The sequence below is a fragment of the Streptomyces graminofaciens genome, assembly GCF_030294945.1.
Lineage (GTDB): Bacteria > Actinomycetota > Actinomycetes > Streptomycetales > Streptomycetaceae > Streptomyces > Streptomyces graminofaciens.
The window spans coordinates 103,977-122,157 of sequence record NZ_AP018448.1; the positions used below are offsets into that span (position 1 = coordinate 103,977).

Genomic DNA, 18,181 nt, shown 5'->3' on the forward strand with positions numbered 1-18,181 from the left:
GCTCCGTTCGGGGCCGCGGGCGCGTTCACGCACCCAGGTGTGACAAGTTCTGTGCTTCCGGCATGGTCAGGAAGCGCAGCAACAGGGCCCCACGAGGGCGAGGAGGGGATTGGGCATGGACGCGGAGACCGAACTTCTGGTGAACCTGTTGACCCAGGCCACCGCGGACGGACACTCCGGCCGACTGCCTACGGAGCGTGAACTCGGGGCCCGCCTGGGCGTGAGTCGCGGCGCTCTGCGCGAGCGGCTCGCGACCCTGGAGGCCATGGGCATGGTGCGCCGCAGGCAAGGCAGCGGCACCTATCTCGAGGCACCCGATCCGGCTTTCGCCAGGTTGTACTTCAACCTGGCCGTGCGGTTCGGCCAGATCTCCACCGCCGAACTGGAGCGGGCCAGGGAGATGCTGGAGACGGCGGTCGTACGCAGTGCGGCGGAACGCGCGACCACTGAGGACGTGGGCAGGCTGCGCGCCCAGATCGACGAGATGTACGCGGCGTCATCGGCCGACGACGTCGAACGCGGTGACAGCGCCGACTACGAATTTCACCGCCTGCTCTACCGGATCGCCGACAACCCGGTGCTGGACCTGCTCACGGACGGCCTGTCGGCGGCACTGCGCGGGCTGTTGCACGACCGCCGCCGCTCCGCCTGGGAGGCCGAAGACCTCAAGGCCGGCGGTACGCCGCGCCGCCGGGTGACCGATGCGGTCCACGAGGAGATCGCGGATGCGATCGCCGCGAACGACCCTGAGGCCGCAACGCTCGCCGTGAAGCACCACTACGAGGTGTGGCGGCAGATCACCGGCAAGACCTCGGACTGACGGCAGCCGACCCCTCCGAGCGTTCTTCCTGACACCTCATGCCCGCGCGCCCTCGGCGTGCGGGCCTTCGTCGTGCCCGAAGCGGGTCGTCGCAGCGGGCCCGGCTCCAGAATGGACGCACCTCCGAGATTTGTTGTACCAATTCGTTGACAGCATTCGAACCGGTCCCTACCTTCGTGGCAACGGTGACCGCCGCGACATGCGCTGGTGACGTAGGTGTCACATCTGCCACGGCCAAACCCTCCAGTCACTGCTGCTCCCCTTCGTCCGAGCGGGGCACCCTCCTGGCCACCGCGCACCGCCCCACTCCGAAGCTCCGCTTCGCGTGTCCGCACACGAAAGGCAGTCGAAGCCCATGACGCGAACCCAATGTTCCAGAAGACGTACACGGCTGAGGGCCGCGGCCTTCGGGGCCGCCCTCTCCCTCCTCGCCGCAGGTTGTGCAACCTCCAACCAGGCCTCGTCGTCATCCGGCGACAAGAAGGCGGGCGGCGCCGCCAAGTGCGACGTCACCAAGGAGGGAAACGTCAAGTCCTCGGGGTTGGAGGCCCCGCCCACCAAGAAGAAGGGCCAGCTGCGGATCGGCTTCAGCCCGACCGCGATGGACACGTACTACAAGCGGGTCCTGGCCGGCGTACACGAGGGCATCGACGCCGCAGGCGGCACGTCCAAGGTCAAACTGGACGTCCAGGCACCCTCCAGCCAGTCGGCCACCGACGACCAGGTCCGCAGCGTGGAGGCGTGGATCTCGCAGGGTTACGACGCCATCGCCGTCGCCCTCTTCAACGAGAACGCCCTGGAACCGCTGTTCAAGAAGGCCTCGGCGAAGGGCATTCCCATCTTCACCTTCAACTCGCCGGTGGTGTGCAGTCCCTACTACGTCAGCAACATCGGCTACGACCAGAGCGAAGGCGGCCGGGCCCAGGCGCAGTGGATCGTCGACCACTACAAGAACAAGGGCACCGTGAAGATCGCCATGCTCGAAGGGTTGCCGGGCCCGCACACCTCGGAACGGATGCGCGGCTTCAACTCGGTGATCTCCAAGTACCCCAACCTCAAGGTGGTGGCCTCCCAGCCGGCCGGCTGGACCCGGGCCCAGGGTCTCAGCGTCACGGAGAACATCCTCACCGCCCACCCCGACATCGACATCCTGGTCGCGCTCTACGACGAGATGGCGCTCGGCGGCCTGGAGGCGCTCAAGGCGCGCAACCTCCAGGGAAAGATCGCGGTCGTCGGCTACGAGAACATGAGCGAGGCCAACGCCGCGATCAAGAAGGGCGACTTCGCCGCCACCGTCGACACCGGCGCCAAGCAAGAAGGCCGCAACATCATCAGCACCATCGAGAAATACGTGGCCGACGGCCAGCACGTGCCTCGGACGGTGTTCGACAACGTCACCGTCTACGACAAGACGAACATCACCGACTTCAACCCCGACGACTACGTCTACGTGCCCCCGGCCAAGAAGAAGTGATCAGCGGTGACCACTTCAGCACCCCGTCACACGGGGCGGGACCCGTCCGCCCATGACCCCGTTCTCGACATGCGCGGCATCACCAAGCGCTTCGGTGCCACGCACGCTCTGCGGCAGGTCGATCTCACCCTCTTCCCGGGCGAAGTCCTCGGGCTCGTCGGGGAGAACGGCGCCGGCAAGTCGACCATCATGAAGATCCTCTCCGGCGCGTACCGCAAGGACGACGGCGAAATCCGCATCCGCGGCAAGGCGGTGGATCTCCGCGGGCCCGCGGACGCGCAAGAGCTGGGCATCGCGATCATCTACCAGGAGTTGTCGCTCTTCCCGGACCTCACGGCCGTGGAGAACATCTTCGTCCGGCATGAGAAGTGCCGGGGCGGACGTCCGTGGATCCTGAGTCCTCTCGACCGCGGCGCCATGCGCGATCGGACGCTCGACCTCCTCCGGGAGGATCTCGGAGTCGTCATCGACGTCGACGTCCCGGTCAGCAGGCTGAGTCTGGCGGAGAAACAGCTCATCGAGATCGCACGGGCCCTGCACTCCCGTGCGGACATCATCATCATGGACGAGCCGACCGAGGCGCTGGAGGCCGAAGAACGCGAGCGGCTGTTCGCCACCGTGCGCAGGCTCAAAGACGCCGGCAAGTCCGTCATCTACGTGTCGCACCAACTCGACCAGGTCATCGGCCTGTGCGACCGCATCACCGTGCTGCGCGACGGAAGCCACGTGTCGACGGCTCCGACGGATCAGGTGAACGTCGCCACCATCATCTCGCTGATGATCGGCGGCTCTCTCGAAGAGCAGTATCCGGAGCTGTCACCGCCGGCCGAGGAGACCGTTCTCCAGGTGGAAGACATCAGCCTGGCACGGAACTTCGAGAAGGTCAGTTTCGCTGTGAGGCGCGGCGAAATCCTCGGCATCGCCGGGCTGAACGGGTCAGGCAAGAGCGCACTCGTCAGATCCGTCTACGGAATCCGTCCACCGGACGAGGGAACCGTGGCGGTCGCCGGACGGCAGGTCTCGATCCGCAGCCCCAAGGACGCGACGGCATGCGGCCTGGCCTTCCTGCCGGCCGAGCGCAAGACGGAGGGAGTGTTCGCCGGGCACTCCATCCGCTGGAACCTGACCATCGCGGGCCTGCGGCGGGCCTCAGGGCTGCGTTTGCGCCGTGAGCCGGAACGCCAGGTGACCCACCGTTACACGAGTGAGCTGGGCGTGAAGGCTGCCTCCGGCGAGCAGGAGATCACCCTGCTCAGCGGCGGAAACCAACAGAAGGTTCTGCTCGCCCGCTGGCTCGCCGTCGATCCGGACGTCTTCATCCTCGAGGAGCCGACGCGCGGCATCGACGTCTCGGCCAAGGCCGACGTCTACCGGCACATCGCCGACTACGCGCGGCGCGGGAAGTCCTTTGTCGTGGTCTCCTCCGAGAGCCCCGAACTGCTCGGTATCTGCCACCGCGTCCTCGTCATGTACGAAGGCCGCGTCGCGGCGGTCCTGGACGCCGGCGAGGCCACCCAGGAACTCATCGCCCACTATTCCGTCCAACGTGCCGAAGAGGCCGCAGATGAGTGACAGCAAGACGTATCCCCCGACACCCACGGCTGCCGGAGGCTCCTCCGCGCCAAAGGCCGCGACTGCCCACCGCCCGCCCCGCTCGGTGGGCTTCACATCCGCGCTGCTCGGCAGCAGTGCGGGGCGGATTCTTCCCGTCTTCGTGCTGATCGTCGCGGCGCTGAGCCTGACGGCGAACGACTTCCTCAGCGTCGACAACATCACCAACGTCCTGCGGCAGATGGTCTTCGTTTCCGTCATCGCCTTCGCGGCGACGTTCGTGATCGGCATGGGCGGCATCGACCTGTCGGTGGGCGCCACCACCGCCCTGACCGGCCTGTTCATGGCCGACCTGATGCTGCAGGGCGTCAACATCTACCTCGCCGTACTCGCCGGCCTGCTGTTGGGCGGCCTCATAGGCCTCGTCAACGGCTTGCTCATCGACCGGCTCGGCATCTCGCCGTTCATCTGCACCCTCGCAGCCATGATCATCCTCCGAGGGGTGATCATGGTGTACAGCCAGGGAGTCCCACTGACCGGGCTCGGCTTCCCCGAGTTCCAGTGGTTCGGCCAGGGCTCCATTGCCGGGGTTCCCGTCCCGGTGCTCACGATGGGCCTCGTCTTCGCTGTCTGCTGGTACCTCCTGTACCGCACCAAGTACGGCCGGTACGTGCTGTCGATCGGCAGCAACCGGGAAGCCGCGCGACTCGTCGGGATCGGCATATCGCGGATTCAGGTGTCGGTGTACGTGATGGCGGGCCTTGCCGCCGCGCTGGCGGGGCTGTTGTTGACCTCCCGGCTCGAAGCCGCGATGCCGGAGGCGGCGACCAACTACGAACTGGACGTCATCGCCGCCGTCGTCATCGGCGGCACCAGCCTCAACGGCGGCAAGGCGTCCCTGGCCGGCACGGCGATCGGCGCGGCCCTGATGGCGGTGGTGCGCAACGGATTGAACCTGCTGAACGTCAACACGTTCTGGCACCAGGTGGTCATCGGTTCCATCATTCTCGTCGCGGTTTCCTTCGACTCTCTCAGCGCGCGCCGACGGGCCAAGACATCTTGACTGTAAGAGGGGAACAGCGGAGAAGTACCCGAGAAATGAAAGAGGCAACGCGTGGCTAGTCAATCGATTCGAATCGTCGCCGAAGTAACGGCGCACCCGGGACGGTCCGAAGAGCTCTGGCAGAATCTCGCCGAGCTGGTGGAGCCCACCCGGAAAGAGGCCGGGAACATCAGCTACGACATACTCCAGGACCTGGACAATCCTGATCACTTCCTCTTCTACGAGGAGTGGGAATCCAGGGAATATTTCGAGCGGCATCTCGAGTCCCCGCACGTCGCCGACTACGACCGCGCCACCCGTCACCTGATCTCGATTTCGGTACGCATCTCCGTGTGCACTCTGCGTACCGACCTGAAGGCATGACCCGGAGAAGAGGAGCAGTCATGAACAGGTTGCAGGGCAAGGTGGCCGTGATCACCGGCTCCAGCTCGGGCATCGGCCGCGCCATCGCCCTACGGTTCGCCGAGGAAGGCGCCAACGTGGTCGTGAGCGATGTGCGCGCGACCCCGCGGGAAGGCGGTTTCGAGGACGACGGTGACGTGGCGACGGCCGACCTGATCGTCAAACGCGGCGGTCAGGCCGTGTTCGTCCCCTGTGACGTCTCATCGCACGACGAAGTGCGGGCACTGGCGCACGCGGCCGTGGAGCGGTTCGGAAGGCTCGACCAGTGGGTGAACAACGCGGCCGTCCGCCGCTACGGAAAGGTCGCCCACGAATACAGCGACGACGATCTGAACCAGATCCTCGACGTCAACGTGAAGGGGACGTACTTCGGCTCCGTGGAAGCCGTCAAGGTGTTCCTGGAGCAGGGGGACGGCGGCAATATCATCAACATCGTCTCCACTTCCGGCTTGCGCGGTCATCCGCGTCAGGCGCTGTACAACACCAGCAAGGGCGCCACCCGCCTGCTCACCATGTCCCTGGCGACCGACTACGGCCCGAAGGGAATCCGGGTCAACGGAATCTGCCCCACCTTCGTGAAGACCTCCTTCACCCGTGACGAATTCGACGACACCGAATTCCAGAACTCCTTGGCCCAAGGACTGCCGCTCGGCCGCTGGGGCGAGGCGGCCGACGTCGCGAACGCCGCCGTCTTTCTCGCTTCCGACGAATCCAGCATGGTCACCGGACACCTGCTGAGCGTCGACGGCGGAGAAACCCTGAGCCGGTACATCTGACGAGAGAAAGGCACCCGAAGATGAGCAGCGGCGAGATCAAGCTCACCGTCATGCCGGTGGGCAAGTTCGAGGCCAGTCTGAGCTGGCTGTTGTTCGACCCCGCACGCGTGGTCGGCACCCGTCAGGAACCCCACAAGGCGGCACCCTGGGTGGACGTGCCCGTTCACTCCGTGCTGATCCAGCACCCCGAGGGCAACCTTCTGTGGGACACCGGGCTGCCGCGCGACTGGGAGACCAAGTGGGCTCCGACCGGGCTGACGGATTACTGGCCGGTCGTCGCCGAGGAGCAGGAGTGGTTCGACTCCCGTCTGCGACAGGCCGGAGTGGAGACCGGTGACATCGACTTCCTGGTCTTCTCCCACCTGCACTGGGACCACGCGGGCAACGGCTGGATGTTCAACGGCACCGACGCCAAGGTCGTGTGCAGCCAGGCGGAGTACGAGGGCGCGTTCGGCTTCGATGGCTATTGCGACGGCCCGTTCATCCGCAGCGACTACGGCGAACTGCCCTTCGAGACCGTCCAGGAGGACACCGAGATCCTGCCCGGCGTCACGTTGCTCCAGACCCCGGGGCACACCTGGGGCACGATGTCGCTCCAGGTGGATCTGCCGGACACCGGGACCATGATCTTCACCTCCGACGCCATCTTCCTGGGCGACAACTTCGGCCCGCCGGCCGTCACGCCGGGCATCGTGCACGACAGCCAGAAGTGGCTGTCGTCGGTCGAGAAGATCAGGGGTATCGCCGAACGCACCGACGCGACCGTGATCTTCGGCCACGACGCCGAACAGGCGAAGCACATGCGGTCCGCCCCGGACTACTACACGTGACGTCACCGATTCCTCCGCCCGGACCGAAGGACACCCCCCATGCCGATCTATGACTACGAGTGCAGCCACGGACACGGTTTCGAAGCACTTGTCCCCCGTTGGAGTTCGCCTCACCCCGCGTGCCCGGCCTGCGGGACGGAGACCCGGCGCCGGCCAGCAGCCGGGGCCTGCCTGACGGGCACCGCGAGCCTGCCGCCGCGCAGCCACGAGGCCCCGACGACCTGGCTCGGCACGCACCGGGGCAACCGTGAGGTCGTCACCGGCTGGCGGCGGGCACTGGAGCAGCGCAGGAACCTCGAAGAGCGCTATCCGGAACTCTCCACCCCTCGGTCCCCGGTGGTGGCCCACGAAGGCCACTACCACCACGCACCGCTGACCGTGGACGAAGTGCGCGCCACCACGAGCCGCCCCGACCAACCGTCCCGGCCCAAGGCCGACGGAGCGCCTGCATGAGCGTCGTCGCCACGTCCGATCCGCAGCCGCGTGGTCGGCGGCACGGCAGCAGAAGGGCCAGGAGGCCATGACACAACTCGAACACGACTATGCGCAGTTGTCCGAGGTGCAGATGCACTACGCGGTCGCAGGCGAGGGTGAGCCGCTGGTCCTGCTCCACGGTTACCCGCAGACCTGGCTGTGCTGGGAGAGGACCCTGCCGTTCCTCACCGACCGCTTCCGGGTGATCATGCCCGACCTGCGCGGGCTGGGAGACACCTCCCGCCCGGCCGGCGGGTACGACAAGAAGACCGTCGCGGCGGATGTGTGGGAACTCGTCCACGACCACCTCGGTATCGACAACTTCTATCTGGCCGGACACGACTGGGGCGGAGTGGTGGCCTTCCGGCTGGCCGCCGACCACCGCGACGCCGTCAGCCGACTGGCCGTCGTCGATGTGGCCATCCCCGGCGACGGCGCCCCCGACATCGGCCAGGGCGGACGCCGTTGGCACCATCGTTTCCTGCAGACCCTCGACCTGCCCGAGGCACTCATCGAAGGACGCGAGCACCACTACCTCGGCTGGTTCTGGCGGAACTACGGACACCGGCCGGATGCCATCGACCCCGCGCACATCGCCGAGTACCTCCGTGTGTACACCTCCGCGGGCGCGACCCGCGCCGGGTTCGCCTACTACCGGAGCGTCACCCAGGACGTTGCGGACAACACCGGGCTGCCGCCCCTGGAGATGCCGGTCCTGGCTGTCGGTGGCGGCACCAGTTGGGGACGAGGGGCCGAAGTGGCCATCTCCTGCCGAACGATGGCCAAGGACGTCACGGAAGTAGTGATCGCCGAGTGCGGGCACTGGGTCCCCGACGAGCAGCCCGAGGAACTGGCCGGGCACTTCCGCTCCTTCTTCACGGCCGCCCGGCCGTAACCCGCCGCTTTCCCCCTCCCTCCCCCGTCAGCGCACCTGTCCGGAAGGACCTGTCATGTCTGTCGTCGCGCCCAGCGGGCGCACCATCGCCGAGCGTATCGGTGTCTCCACCGTCTGCTTCCGGCACCTTGAGCTGGCCCCCGCCCTGGAACGGATCGCCTCACTGGGCGCCGACGCCGTCGACCTCGTAGCACTGCGTGGACTGTGCGAGCACGTCTCTCCCGACGGCGAACCCGGTCAGCTGCGCAAGGCCGCAGCCGCGGTCGAGGCCAGCGGTCTGAAGCCGCTCGCGCTGAACGCGGATCCCGAGTCCTTCGACGAGCAGGACTTCGCCGTGGTACTGAACCGCGTGGAGAGGCTGACCGAATTCTGCGCCACCGTCGGTTCGCCTCTGCTCATCCTTCCTGCCGGTGCTGCCCTGTACCACGGCGACAACGACGTCACGGCCGGTGACCTCACGGCTCGGCTTGCCCAGGTGATCGAAGGCTCCCTCATGGCGGCGGCCGTCGGGCAGCGATACGGGGTGCAGGTGGCCGTCGAGGCACCGCACTACCTCCGGCTGGCCAGCACGCTCGAACTGGCCGACCAACTGGGTTCGCAGCTGCCGCTGGTGTTCGACACCTCGCATGTCGCCGCGGGTGGCTTCGACCCCGCGCAGGCGTTCCCCCAGCGCGCCCACCAGATCGTGCACGTGCAGTTGCGCGACGCGGTCCCTGGCGACATACGGCGTGCTGTCGGCCACGGAGACATCGACTTCGCCCGGTTCTTCGACGCCTCGGAATCCGCCGGCTACCAGGGCGCCTATGTTCTGGAGTTGGAGACCCACAACAGCCCGTACACCAGCAAGGACGACGAGGTGACGGCAGCTCTGTCCGCCATGTTCCTCGCAGCCTCAGAAAGTGGACACGACGGCCGGGAGGACCGATGACACGCGTGGGATTCGTGGGGGTCGGAGCCATCGGCCTGCCCATGGCGAAGCATCTGGTCACTGCCGGATTCGAGGTCGTCGCCTTCGACGCGTCCCCGGCGCGGCTGGACGAGGCTGCCGCAGCGGGGATGCTTCCGGCAACCAGCGCCGGGGAAACGGCCAAGGACGCCGACGCGGTCCTGGTGATGGTGGCCACGCCTCAGCAGTTGCACGAGGCGGTCCTTGGAGACGGAGGAGTCGCCGAGGGGATCGCCGCGGGCACCTGCTGCGTGATCATGAGCACCGTTGGTGTCGACGGTGTCCACGCGGTCGCCGATGCCCTCGCCGAGCGCGGGATCGGGGTCCTGGACGTACCCGTCACCGGTGGAGTGGCCCGAGCCGAGACCGGCACGCTGACACTGCTGGCCGGCGGCGACCTCGACCTGCTGGCCCGTCACACGAACCTCCTGACGCCGATGGGCCGGATCGTCCTGTGCGGCCCGGCCGTGGGCGACGGGCAGGCGGTCAAACTGGTCAACCAACTGCTGTGCAGCGTCCACTTGGCCGCGGCCGCCGAGGCTCTGGCCTTCGCGGAGGCCCTCGGTCTGGACCCGGACACCGTGCTCGAGATCGTCAAGGACGGTGCGGCCGGCTCGTGGATGCTGTCCGACCGCGGCCCTCGCATGCTCGCCGAGGATCCGCCGGTCCGCTCCGCCGTCGACATCTTCGTCAAGGACGCGACGTTGGTCGCCCAGGCCGCCGGCGTGGCCGGATTCGACGCGCCGCTGCTCACGGCGGCGGCAAGCCGGTTCCGTGCCGCCGCGGCTGCCGGTCTGGGCCGCGCTGACGACTCCCGCGTCATCACCACGTACCGCGCTGCCGGGCCTGGACCGGGAACCGGACGAGCAGGGGCGGATGATGCCGCGTCAAACTTGGAGAACGACCGATGACCCATCTGTTCAACGACCCGGCGGCCTTCACCGAGGACATGCTCGCCGGATTCCTCGACGCCAACTCCGACTACGTCACCGGCGTACCCGGGGGCGTGGTCCGTGCCCAGGAGACCCCCCAGGGCAAGGTCGCCGTCGTCGTCGGAGGCGGCTCCGGGCACTACCCCGCCTTCTGCGGCGTCGTCGGCCGTGGCTTCGCCGATGGCGCTGTCGTCGGGAACATCTTCACCTCGCCCTCCGCCCAGGAGGCCTACACCGTGGCGAAGGCCGCAACCGGTGACGCAGGGGTGCTGATCCTCTCCGGGAACTACGCGGGCGACGTCCTGAACTTCACCAGCGCCGCGCAGCGGCTGACCGCTGAGGGCATGCAGGCCCGGGTGCTGTTCGTCACGGACGATCTCGCCAGTGCACCCGCCACCGAACCCGAGCGCCGCCGAGGGGTGGCCGGTGACTTCGTGGTCTTCCGTGTGGCGGGTGCCGCGGCCGAGGCCGGCTACGACCTCGACGCCGTGGAGACCGCGGCGAGGCGCGCCAACGACCGTACCCACACCCTCGGAGTGGCCTTCTCCGGCTGCACCCTGCCAGGCGCTCGGACGCCTCTGTTCACCGTGCCCGAGGGACGCATGGGCGTCGGGCTGGGGATCCACGGTGAGCCCGGAGTGTCGGAGGCCGACATGCCGTCCGCCTCCGAACTGGCCGTCCGGCTCGTCGACGGTGTTCTCGCCGAGCGCCCCGCCGACTGCTCGGGCCGCATCGCGGTGATCCTCAACGGACTGGGCACCACCAAGTACGAGGAACTCTTCGTCGTGTGGGCGACGGTGTCGCGACTCCTCACCGAACGGGGCCTGACCGTCGTCGAACCAGAGGTGGGCGAGTTGGTGACCAGCCTCGACATGGCCGGTGTCTCCCTCACCGTGACCTTCCTCGACGAGGAACTGGAGTCACTGTGGCGCGCGCCGGCGGACACCCCCGCCTACCGCAAGGGGCTCGCCCGCCTCGCCCAGGAGGGAGGCGAGCGCCGACGGCGCTCCCCAGCAGCACAGGGCGGCACGTCCACCGAGACGGCACAGATCCCGCCCGCGACACCCGCGTCCCGGCAGGCCGCAGCCGCCGTCGTCACAGCCCTGAGCAGCATGCGGACCGCACTGATCGAATCCGCCGACGAACTCGGCCGCATCGACGCCGTCGCCGGAGACGGCGACCACGGGCGGGGCATGGTCAAGGGCGTGACCGCCGCAGTCGAGGCGGCCATGTCTCTTGCCGAGCACGGGGCAGGCGTGTCCACCATGCTGACCGGGGCGGGCGACGCCTGGGCCACGAGAGCGGGTGGTACCTCCGGTGCCCTGTGGGGAGCCGGTCTGTGTGCGGCCGGGGCACGTCTGAGCGACACCGCGTCCACCATCACCGCCGAGGATGTCTCGGACGCCCTGCGGCGAGGGGTGAACACCATCGTCGCCATCGGCAAGGCCGCTCCTGGTGACAAGACGCTGCTGGACGCTGCCCTGCCGTTCGCCGATGCCCTGGAGAGCGCCATCGGCCGTGGCGCGGACCTGTGGACCGCGTGGGACGAGGCGGCGGCCGTGGCCCACACCGCTGCCCTGGCGACCGCGGACCTGGTTCCGAAGACAGGCCGGGCCCGCCCGTTGGCGGCCCGCAGCATCGGCACGCCCGATGCCGGGGCGACGTCCTACGCCCTGTGTGTCCGATCAGTCCTTTCCATACGCACGAAGGAGCACGCCGAATGACCGGACACCAGCCCCTGCGACTGGTCGTCGGCTGCGACGACGCGGGCCTGGAATACAAGGAGGCCCTCAAGGCCGACCTGCAGGCAGACGACCGGATCGCCGAGGTCATCGACGTGGGGGTGAGCCCAGGCGAGACCACCGCCTATCCGCATGTAGCGGTTACCGCGGCCAAGCTTGTCGCGGCAGGGGAAGCAGAGCGGGCACTCCTCATCTGTGGCACCGGGCTCGGTATGGCGATATCCGCCAACAAGGTGCCGGGCGTCCGGGCCGTCACCGCCCACGACAGCTTCTCGGTGGAGCGGGCCGTGCTGTCCAACAACGCCCAGGTGTTGTGCTTCGGCCAGCGGGTCGTGGGCCTGGAACTCGCCCGCCGCCTGGCTCGCGAATGGCTCGACTACCGCTTCGACACCAGCTCCGCCTCCGCCGCCAAGGTCGCGGCAATCTCCGGATACGAGCAGAAGACTCCCTCGAACGACTCCGGCACACCGTGATCGAACCTGCCCAGCCCACCCTCGACAGTCCCGCCTTCCCCCACTGAGGCGCGTCAGCCCCTCCCGGCCGGTGCTCACCATCGGCGGCTTCGGGGGCATCATCGGGCGGTCGTACTGGCCGATCCTCTCCCGCTCCTTCTCGTTCTCCGCCACCGGAAGCGACCCGCTGCCCCGTCCTTGGCTCCCGAGAGGCCCGGTTCGGTGTCTCGCTGAGGGGCGAGTGATCGACGCATGCCGGACGGCGCCGCCGAGGCAACCCTCTCCGCCGCGACGCGGCTATGAACCGCAGAATGGAACCCCCATGCACGTGTCCCCGTCCGACCTCGAGTGGACCGAGTTGGACCAGCGGGCCGTCGACACCGCCCGCGTCCTGGCCGCCGACGCCGTACAGAAGGTCGGCAACGGCCATCCCGGTACGGCGATGAGCCTGGCTCCCGCCGCCTACACCCTCTTCCAGAAGGTGATGCGGCACGACCCCGCCGACCCCGACTGGGTCGGGCGCGACCTCTTCGTGCTGTCCGCCGGCCACTCGTCCCTGACCCTCTACACCCAGCTCTACCTGGCCGGATTCGGCCTGGAGCTGGACGACCTGAAGGCCTTCCGCACCTGGGGCTCGAAGACCCCGGGCCACCCGGAGTACGGCCACACCAAGGGCGTCGAGACCACCACAGGCCCGCTGGGCCAGGGTGTCGCCAACGCGGTGGGCATGGCGATGGCCGCCCGCTACGAGCGCGGCCTGTTCGACCCGGAGGCCGCCGAGGGCGAGTCACCGTTCGACCACTTCATCTACTGCATCGCCGGTGACGGCTGTCTCCAGGAGGGCATCTCCGCCGAGGCCTCGTCGATGGCGGGCCACCAGAAGCTCGGCAACCTGATCCTGCTGTGGGACGACAACCACATCTCGATCGAGGGCGACACCGAGACGGCCGTCTCCGAGGACACGGCCAAGCGGTACGAGGCCTACGGCTGGCACGTGCAGCGTGTGGAGCCGAAGGACGACGGCGACCTGGACCCGGCCGCGATCTTCGAGGCCATCGAGAAGGCGAAGGCGGTCACGGACCGGCCGTCCTTCATCGCGATGCGCTCGATCATCGCCTGGCCGGCCCCGAACGCGCAGAACACCGAGGCCGCGCACGGCTCGGCGCTCGGCGACGACGAGGTGGCGGCGACCAAGCGCGTCCTGGGCTTCGACCCGGAGCAGTCCTTCGAGGTCTCCGACGAGGTCATCACGCACACCCGCAAGGCGCTGGAGCGGGGCCAGGCGGCGCGCGCGGTGTGGGAGAAGGCCTACCAGCAGTGGCGGAGCAACAACCCCGAGCGCGCGGCCGAGTTCGACCGCATCGCCGCGGGTGAGCTGCCCAAGGACTGGGAGTCCGCGATCCCGGTGTTCGAGCCCGGCGAGGGTGTCGCCACCCGTGCCGCGTCCGGCAAGGTCCTCCAGGCCCTCGGCGCCGTGGTCCCCGAGCTGTGGGGCGGCTCCGCCGACCTCGCCGGCTCGAACAACACCACGATCGACAAGAACAGCTCCTTCCTACCGGCAGACAACCCGCTGCCGGAGGCGGCCCCCTACGGCCGCACGATCCACTTCGGCATCCGCGAGCACTCCATGGCCGCGGAGATGAACGGCATCGCGCTGCACGGCAACACCCGCGTCTACGGCGGTACGTTCCTCGTCTTCTCCGACTACATGCGCAACGCCGTACGGCTCTCGGCGCTGATGCACCTGCCGGTGACGTACGTGTGGACGCACGACTCCATCGGCCTGGGCGAGGACGGCCCGACGCACCAGCCGATCGAGCACCTGGCCTCGCTGCGCGCGATCCCGGGTCTGAACGTCGTGCGCCCGGCGGACGCCAACGAGACGGCGATCGCCTGGCGCGAGATCCTCAAGCGCTACACCAAGGAGTTCGGCAAGGGCCAGCCGCACGGTCTGGCGCTGACCCGGCAGGGCGTGCCGACGTACGAGCCCAACGAGAACGCGGCCAAGGGCGGTTACGTGCTCTTCGAGGCGTCGAACGGCGCCCCGGAGGTCGTTCTCATCGCCACCGGCTCCGAGGTGCACGTCGCGGTCGAGGCCCGCGAGCGGCTGGAAGCCGACGGTGTGCCGACGCGCGTGGTGTCCATGCCGTCGGTGGAGTGGTTCGAGGAGCAGGACCAGGGGTACCGGGACAGCGTTCTGCCGCCGTCCGTCAAGGCACGTGTCGCGGTCGAGGCCGGGATCGGGCTCACCTGGCACCGTTACGTCGGAGACGCTGGCCGCATCGTTTCCCTGGAGCACTTCGGCGCTTCCGCGGACGGCAAGCTCCTCTTCCAGGAGTTCGGCTTCACCGCCGAGAACGTCGCATCGGCCGCCTGCGCATCCCTGCGCCAGGGGGCCACGTCATGACAGATGCATTGAAGCGCCTCTCCGAGGAGGGCGTCGCGATCTGGCTGGACGACCTGTCGCGCAAGCGCATCACGTCCGGCAACCTCGCCGAGCTGCTCGACCAGAGCCACGTCGTGGGCGTCACCACGAACCCGTCGATCTTCCAGAAGGCGATCAGCAGCGGTGACGGCTACGAGCAGCAGGTCTCCGACCTCGCCGCCCGCAAGGTCACCGTCGAAGAGGCCATCCGCATGATCACGACGGCGGACGTCCGCGACGCCGCCGACATCCTGCGCCCGGTCTTCGACGCGACCGGCGGCCAGGACGGCCGGGTCTCCATCGAGGTCGACCCGCGCCTGGCCCACAACACCAAGGCCACGGTCGCCGAGGCCAAGCAGCTGGCGTGGCTGGTGGACCGGCCCAACACGCTGATCAAGATCCCGGCCACGATGGGCGGCCTGCCGGCCATCACCGAGGTCATCGGCCTCGGCATCAGCGTCAACGTGACGCTGATCTTCTCCCTGGAGCGCTACCGCCAGGTCATGGACGCCTACCTGGCCGGCCTGGAGAAGGCCAAGGAGCGCGGCCTGGACCTGTCGAAGATCCACTCGGTGGCCTCGTTCTTCGTGTCCCGCGTGGACACCGAGATCGACAAGCGCCTCGACGCGCTCGGCACCGACGAGGCCAAGGCCGCCCGCGGCAAGGCCGGCGTCGCCAACGCCCGTCTCGCCTACCAGGCGTACGAGGAGGTCTTCTCCGACGGCCGCTGGGCCGCCCTGGAGAGCGCGGGCGCCAACAAGCAGCGTCCGCTGTGGGCCTCGACCGGCGTCAAGGACCCGGCGTACAAGAGCACGCTGTACGTCGACGAGCTGGTCGCGCCCAACACGGTGAACACCATGCCGGAGGCCACGCTGGAGGCCACCGCCGAGAGCGGTGAGATCCGCGGCAACACCATCGCCGGCACGTACGAGCAGTCGCGTGCCGAACTGGACGCGATCGAGAAGCTCGGGATCTCGTACGACGAGGTCGTCCAGCTGCTGGAGGACGAGGGCGTCGACAAGTTCGAGGCGTCCTGGAACGACCTGCTCAAGTCGACCGAGGCGGAGCTCCAGCGCCTCGCACCCTCGGACGATCGCTGATCCAGGCACGCGGGAACTCGACGACCTGTGGCTCAAGTGGACGGTCTCCAGGGGACAGGACTGAACCGGCTGCGCCCATTCGAGACATCGGGCATCGGATACCGGCCGAAGTGGGCCGGCACGGGCTCAGGCCCGCAGCACTGCGCCAGGCAGTGCGGCGGGCCCAGGTGGCGTAGCCACCCCGCCTCAGGTTTCAGCGGGTTCCCTTCGCGGCGAACGCCGCGATGCTGTCGATGTTGCTCTTGTCGACGAAGGCCGGCCCGGTCAGTACCGGCTCCTCGCCGCCGCCGCTGTAGTTGCCGTTGTTCTTGTAGAGCCAGAGGGCGTCGACGGAGAGGTAGCCCTGCAGATACGGCTGCTGGTCGACGGCGAACTGGATGGCGCCCTTCTCGACGGCGGAGACGAGTTCCTTGTTGAGGTCGAAGGTCGCGATCTTCGCCTTGCTGCCCGCGTCCGACACCGACTGCACCGCGGTCAGCGCGATCGGGGCGCCGAGCGTGACCACCTCGTCGATGGTGGTGTCCTGCTTGAGCTTGGCGGTGATCGTCGACTTCACGGACGGCATGTCGCTGCCGTTGACGTAGAGCACGTCGGTCTTGCCGCTGAAGGTCTTCTTCACTCCGGCGCAGCGCTCTTCGAGATTGACGTCCCCTTGCGCATGGACGACGCACAGGGCGTGCTTGGCACCGGTGGAGTTGAGTTTCGTACCCAGCGCCTGCCCGGAGATGGACTCGTCCTGGCCGAAGAACGACAGCAGGCCCTGCTCCTTCCAGGCGGTCATGCCCGCGTTGAGCCCGACGACCGGGATGCCGGCCTTCTCCGCCTTGGCCACCACGTCCTTGAGCGCGTCCGGCTTGGCGAGGGTGACCGCGATGCCGTCGACTTTCTGGTCGATCGCGTTCTGCACCAGGTTCGCCTGGTCGCCGGCGGTCTCGTCGTTGGAGTAGATCAGCTTGACGTTGTCCTTGGCCGCGGCGGCCTCGGCGCCCTTGCGGATGGTGTCCCAGAACGTGTCGCCGGAAGGCGCATGGGTGATCATCGCGATCGTCATCCGGGGCGTGCTCGCCTTGCCCGCGGAGGCGTCGGCCGTGTCTTCCTCGGACTTCTTGCCACCGGAGCTGCTGGAACAGCCCGCGAGGGCGAGGACTACCGCCGTGGCCATGGCCAGTGCGGGGGCGACTCTGCGGGAGAAGGGAGCGGCTGTGTGGTTCATTCTGTGCACCTCACTGTGCAGCAGGGGGCGGGGAAGCAGACCCGGCCCAGGCGGGGCGGGGGAAGGTGATGCCGGTCAGCCTGCGGATCTCGTCCATCGCCCGGAGGGTGACGATCGAGTCCGACAGGGGCCGCAACGGTGTTTGCGGCGAACCGGCCGCGATGCACCGGGCCGCCTCGGCGGCTTCGAAGTGCAGGGCGTCGTGGGCGGTGCGGGATTCCGTGTAGGTCAGCGGAGTGCCGCCGCCGGACGGGGTGAGCACGAGGTCGCCGGGCTGGTAGAAGGGGCCCGGCAGGCTCAGGGTCGCGTGGCTGCCGGCGATGGTCGCGGTGGTCGGGGTGTCGCTGAACAGCGTGGTGTGGACGACGGCCTGGTTGCCGTGCGTGTCACGCAGGATCGCGGATGTCTGGCCGTTCACGCCCGCGGGGTGCGGCTGGCCGGAAGCCTGGATGTGCGCGGGCGCGCCCAGGATCCAGGTGGCCAGTGAGACGGGGTAGGTGCCCAGGTCCAGCAGCGGCCCGCCGGCCAGTTCGGGGCGCAGGATGCGATGCTCCGGGCCGAAGTGCTCGCCGATGTCGGCCAGGACGGTGTGGACCTCGCCGAGGATGCCCGAGTCGAGGATCTGGCGGACGACGTCGAACCTGGGCAGGAAGAAGGTCCACAGCGCCTCGGCGCAGAACAGGCCCCGCTCTGCGGCCAGTCGGGCGATCTCGGCCGCCTCGGCGGCGTCCAGCCCGATCGGTTTCTCCACGAGGGTGTGCTTGCCGGCCTCCAACGCCAGCCGGGCGCAGGCGAGATGGGCGGTGTGCTCGGTGGCCACGTACACGATGTCGACGTCGCCGGCGGCGACCAGGTCTTCGTACGAGCCGTAGGAGCGGGGGATGTTGTTGGCCTCGGCGAAGTCCTTGGCGCGGGCCGCGTCGCGGGAGGCCACGGCCGTGAATCGCTGACGGGTGTGCCGCTGGACGGAGCTCACGAAGCGCTCGGCGATCCAGCCGGTGCCCAGGACCCCCCACCGCAGGGCGGGGGCGTCCATGGGGTCCGGGGTGCGGGCGGCGGGCAGTGCGGAGGGGAAGGCGGGCATCG

Annotated in this window: 17 protein-coding genes; 15 read left to right on the forward strand and 2 right to left on the reverse strand. The window is 68.5% G+C overall.

Annotation, left to right across the window (positions count from 1 at the left end):
* The first annotated feature begins 115 nt into the window (after window positions 1-115).
* From SGFS_RS00535 to tal, 15 genes are all read left to right on the forward strand, one after another.
* On the forward strand, window positions 116-820 hold the full coding sequence (locus tag SGFS_RS00535; protein WP_286246723.1) for a FadR/GntR family transcriptional regulator: 705 nt from the start codon (window positions 116-118) through the stop codon (window positions 818-820).
* A gap of 355 nt (window positions 821-1,175) precedes the next feature.
* On the forward strand, window positions 1,176-2,294 hold the full coding sequence (locus SGFS_RS00540; protein WP_286246724.1) for a sugar ABC transporter substrate-binding protein: 1,119 nt from the start codon (window positions 1,176-1,178) through the stop codon (window positions 2,292-2,294).
* 6 nt (window positions 2,295-2,300) lie between these two features.
* Window positions 2,301-3,866: a sugar ABC transporter ATP-binding protein gene (locus tag SGFS_RS00545; RefSeq protein WP_286246725.1), complete on the forward strand. Its 1,566-nt coding sequence runs from the start codon at window positions 2,301-2,303 to the stop codon at window positions 3,864-3,866.
* Entirely contained in the window at window positions 3,859-4,908 is a 1,050-nt protein-coding gene (locus SGFS_RS00550; RefSeq protein WP_286246727.1) for an ABC transporter permease, read from the forward strand. Before SGFS_RS00545 ends, SGFS_RS00550 begins: the two co-directional genes overlap by 8 nt.
* A 51-nt stretch (window positions 4,909-4,959) precedes the next feature.
* Window positions 4,960-5,271 carry a putative quinol monooxygenase gene (locus SGFS_RS00555; RefSeq protein WP_286246730.1) on the forward strand — a complete coding sequence of 104 codons (312 nt, stop codon included), beginning with the start codon at window positions 4,960-4,962 and terminating at the stop codon, window positions 5,269-5,271.
* Window positions 5,272-5,291: 20 nt separating this feature from the next.
* Window positions 5,292-6,086, forward strand: a complete 795-nt coding sequence (locus SGFS_RS00560) for an SDR family NAD(P)-dependent oxidoreductase (protein ID WP_286246732.1) — start codon at window positions 5,292-5,294, stop codon at window positions 6,084-6,086.
* Between the two features lie 20 nt (window positions 6,087-6,106).
* Complete coding sequence (locus SGFS_RS00565; RefSeq protein WP_286246734.1) at window positions 6,107-6,916, forward strand: N-acyl homoserine lactonase family protein; 810 nt, start codon at window positions 6,107-6,109, stop codon at window positions 6,914-6,916.
* A 39-nt stretch (window positions 6,917-6,955) separates the two neighbouring features.
* On the forward strand, window positions 6,956-7,369 hold the full coding sequence (locus SGFS_RS00570) for a zinc ribbon domain-containing protein (protein WP_286246736.1): 414 nt from the start codon (window positions 6,956-6,958) through the stop codon (window positions 7,367-7,369).
* A gap of 67 nt (window positions 7,370-7,436) precedes the next feature.
* Entirely contained in the window at window positions 7,437-8,285 is an 849-nt protein-coding gene (locus SGFS_RS00575; RefSeq protein WP_286246737.1) for an alpha/beta fold hydrolase, read from the forward strand.
* Between the two features lie 55 nt (window positions 8,286-8,340).
* Window positions 8,341-9,213: a sugar phosphate isomerase/epimerase family protein gene (locus SGFS_RS00580; RefSeq protein ID WP_286246739.1), complete on the forward strand. Its 873-nt coding sequence runs from the start codon at window positions 8,341-8,343 to the stop codon at window positions 9,211-9,213.
* On the forward strand, window positions 9,210-10,142 hold the full coding sequence (locus SGFS_RS00585; RefSeq protein ID WP_286246740.1) for an NAD(P)-dependent oxidoreductase: 933 nt from the start codon (window positions 9,210-9,212) through the stop codon (window positions 10,140-10,142). The genes SGFS_RS00580 and SGFS_RS00585 overlap by 4 nt, the downstream gene beginning before the upstream one ends.
* Window positions 10,139-11,887 (forward strand): dihydroxyacetone kinase family protein, encoded by a 1,749-nt coding sequence (locus tag SGFS_RS00590; protein ID WP_286246742.1) that lies wholly within the window; start codon window positions 10,139-10,141, stop codon window positions 11,885-11,887. The genes SGFS_RS00585 and SGFS_RS00590 overlap by 4 nt, the downstream gene beginning before the upstream one ends.
* A complete protein-coding gene (locus SGFS_RS00595; RefSeq protein WP_286246744.1) occupies window positions 11,884-12,378 on the forward strand; it encodes a ribose-5-phosphate isomerase in 495 nt (164 codons plus the stop codon). Before SGFS_RS00590 ends, SGFS_RS00595 begins: the two co-directional genes overlap by 4 nt.
* Window positions 12,379-12,679: 301 nt before the next feature.
* Window positions 12,680-14,764, forward strand: a complete 2,085-nt coding sequence (gene tkt / locus SGFS_RS00600) for a transketolase (protein WP_286246746.1) — start codon at window positions 12,680-12,682, stop codon at window positions 14,762-14,764.
* Window positions 14,761-15,882 carry a transaldolase gene (gene tal / locus SGFS_RS00605; RefSeq protein WP_286246748.1) on the forward strand — a complete coding sequence of 374 codons (1,122 nt, stop codon included), beginning with the start codon at window positions 14,761-14,763 and terminating at the stop codon, window positions 15,880-15,882. The genes tkt and tal overlap by 4 nt, the downstream gene beginning before the upstream one ends.
* 193 nt (window positions 15,883-16,075) lie before the next feature.
* Here the strand turns inward: tal and SGFS_RS00610 are convergent, their stop codons facing one another.
* A complete protein-coding gene (locus SGFS_RS00610; protein ID WP_286246751.1) occupies window positions 16,076-17,095 on the reverse strand; it encodes a sugar ABC transporter substrate-binding protein in 1,020 nt (339 codons plus the stop codon).
* A gap of 10 nt (window positions 17,096-17,105) precedes the next feature.
* The gene (locus SGFS_RS00615) at window positions 17,106-18,179 is read right to left on the reverse strand and encodes a Gfo/Idh/MocA family protein (protein WP_286246753.1); all 1,074 of its coding nucleotides are present in this window, start codon (window positions 18,177-18,179) and stop codon (window positions 17,106-17,108) included.
* Between the last annotated feature and the right edge of the window lie 2 nt (window positions 18,180-18,181).

What these genes read in the sequence shown, in the direction of transcription:
- SGFS_RS00570 (WP_286246736.1), top strand. Translation starts at nt 6,956, where the DNA reads ATGCCGATCTATGACTACGAGTGCAGCCACGGACACGGTTTCGAAGCA.
- SGFS_RS00580 (WP_286246739.1), top strand. Translation starts at nt 8,341, where the DNA reads ATGTCTGTCGTCGCGCCCAGCGGGCGCACCATCGCCGAGCGTATCGGT.
- SGFS_RS00610 (WP_286246751.1), bottom strand. Translation starts at nt 17,095, where the DNA reads ATGAACCACACAGCCGCTCCCTTCTCCCGCAGAGTCGCCCCCGCACTG.
- SGFS_RS00550 (WP_286246727.1), top strand. Translation starts at nt 3,859, where the DNA reads ATGAGTGACAGCAAGACGTATCCCCCGACACCCACGGCTGCCGGAGGC.
- tkt (WP_286246746.1), top strand. Translation starts at nt 12,680, where the DNA reads ATGCACGTGTCCCCGTCCGACCTCGAGTGGACCGAGTTGGACCAGCGG.
- SGFS_RS00565 (WP_286246734.1), top strand. Translation starts at nt 6,107, where the DNA reads ATGAGCAGCGGCGAGATCAAGCTCACCGTCATGCCGGTGGGCAAGTTC.
- tal (WP_286246748.1), top strand. Translation starts at nt 14,761, where the DNA reads ATGACAGATGCATTGAAGCGCCTCTCCGAGGAGGGCGTCGCGATCTGG.
- SGFS_RS00575 (WP_286246737.1), top strand. Translation starts at nt 7,437, where the DNA reads ATGACACAACTCGAACACGACTATGCGCAGTTGTCCGAGGTGCAGATG.
- SGFS_RS00560 (WP_286246732.1), top strand. Translation starts at nt 5,292, where the DNA reads ATGAACAGGTTGCAGGGCAAGGTGGCCGTGATCACCGGCTCCAGCTCG.
- SGFS_RS00540 (WP_286246724.1), top strand. Translation starts at nt 1,176, where the DNA reads ATGACGCGAACCCAATGTTCCAGAAGACGTACACGGCTGAGGGCCGCG.
- SGFS_RS00590 (WP_286246742.1), top strand. Translation starts at nt 10,139, where the DNA reads ATGACCCATCTGTTCAACGACCCGGCGGCCTTCACCGAGGACATGCTC.
- SGFS_RS00615 (WP_286246753.1), bottom strand. Translation starts at nt 18,179, where the DNA reads ATGCCCGCCTTCCCCTCCGCACTGCCCGCCGCCCGCACCCCGGACCCC.
- SGFS_RS00585 (WP_286246740.1), top strand. Translation starts at nt 9,210, where the DNA reads ATGACACGCGTGGGATTCGTGGGGGTCGGAGCCATCGGCCTGCCCATG.
- SGFS_RS00535 (WP_286246723.1), top strand. Translation starts at nt 116, where the DNA reads ATGGACGCGGAGACCGAACTTCTGGTGAACCTGTTGACCCAGGCCACC.
- SGFS_RS00595 (WP_286246744.1), top strand. Translation starts at nt 11,884, where the DNA reads ATGACCGGACACCAGCCCCTGCGACTGGTCGTCGGCTGCGACGACGCG.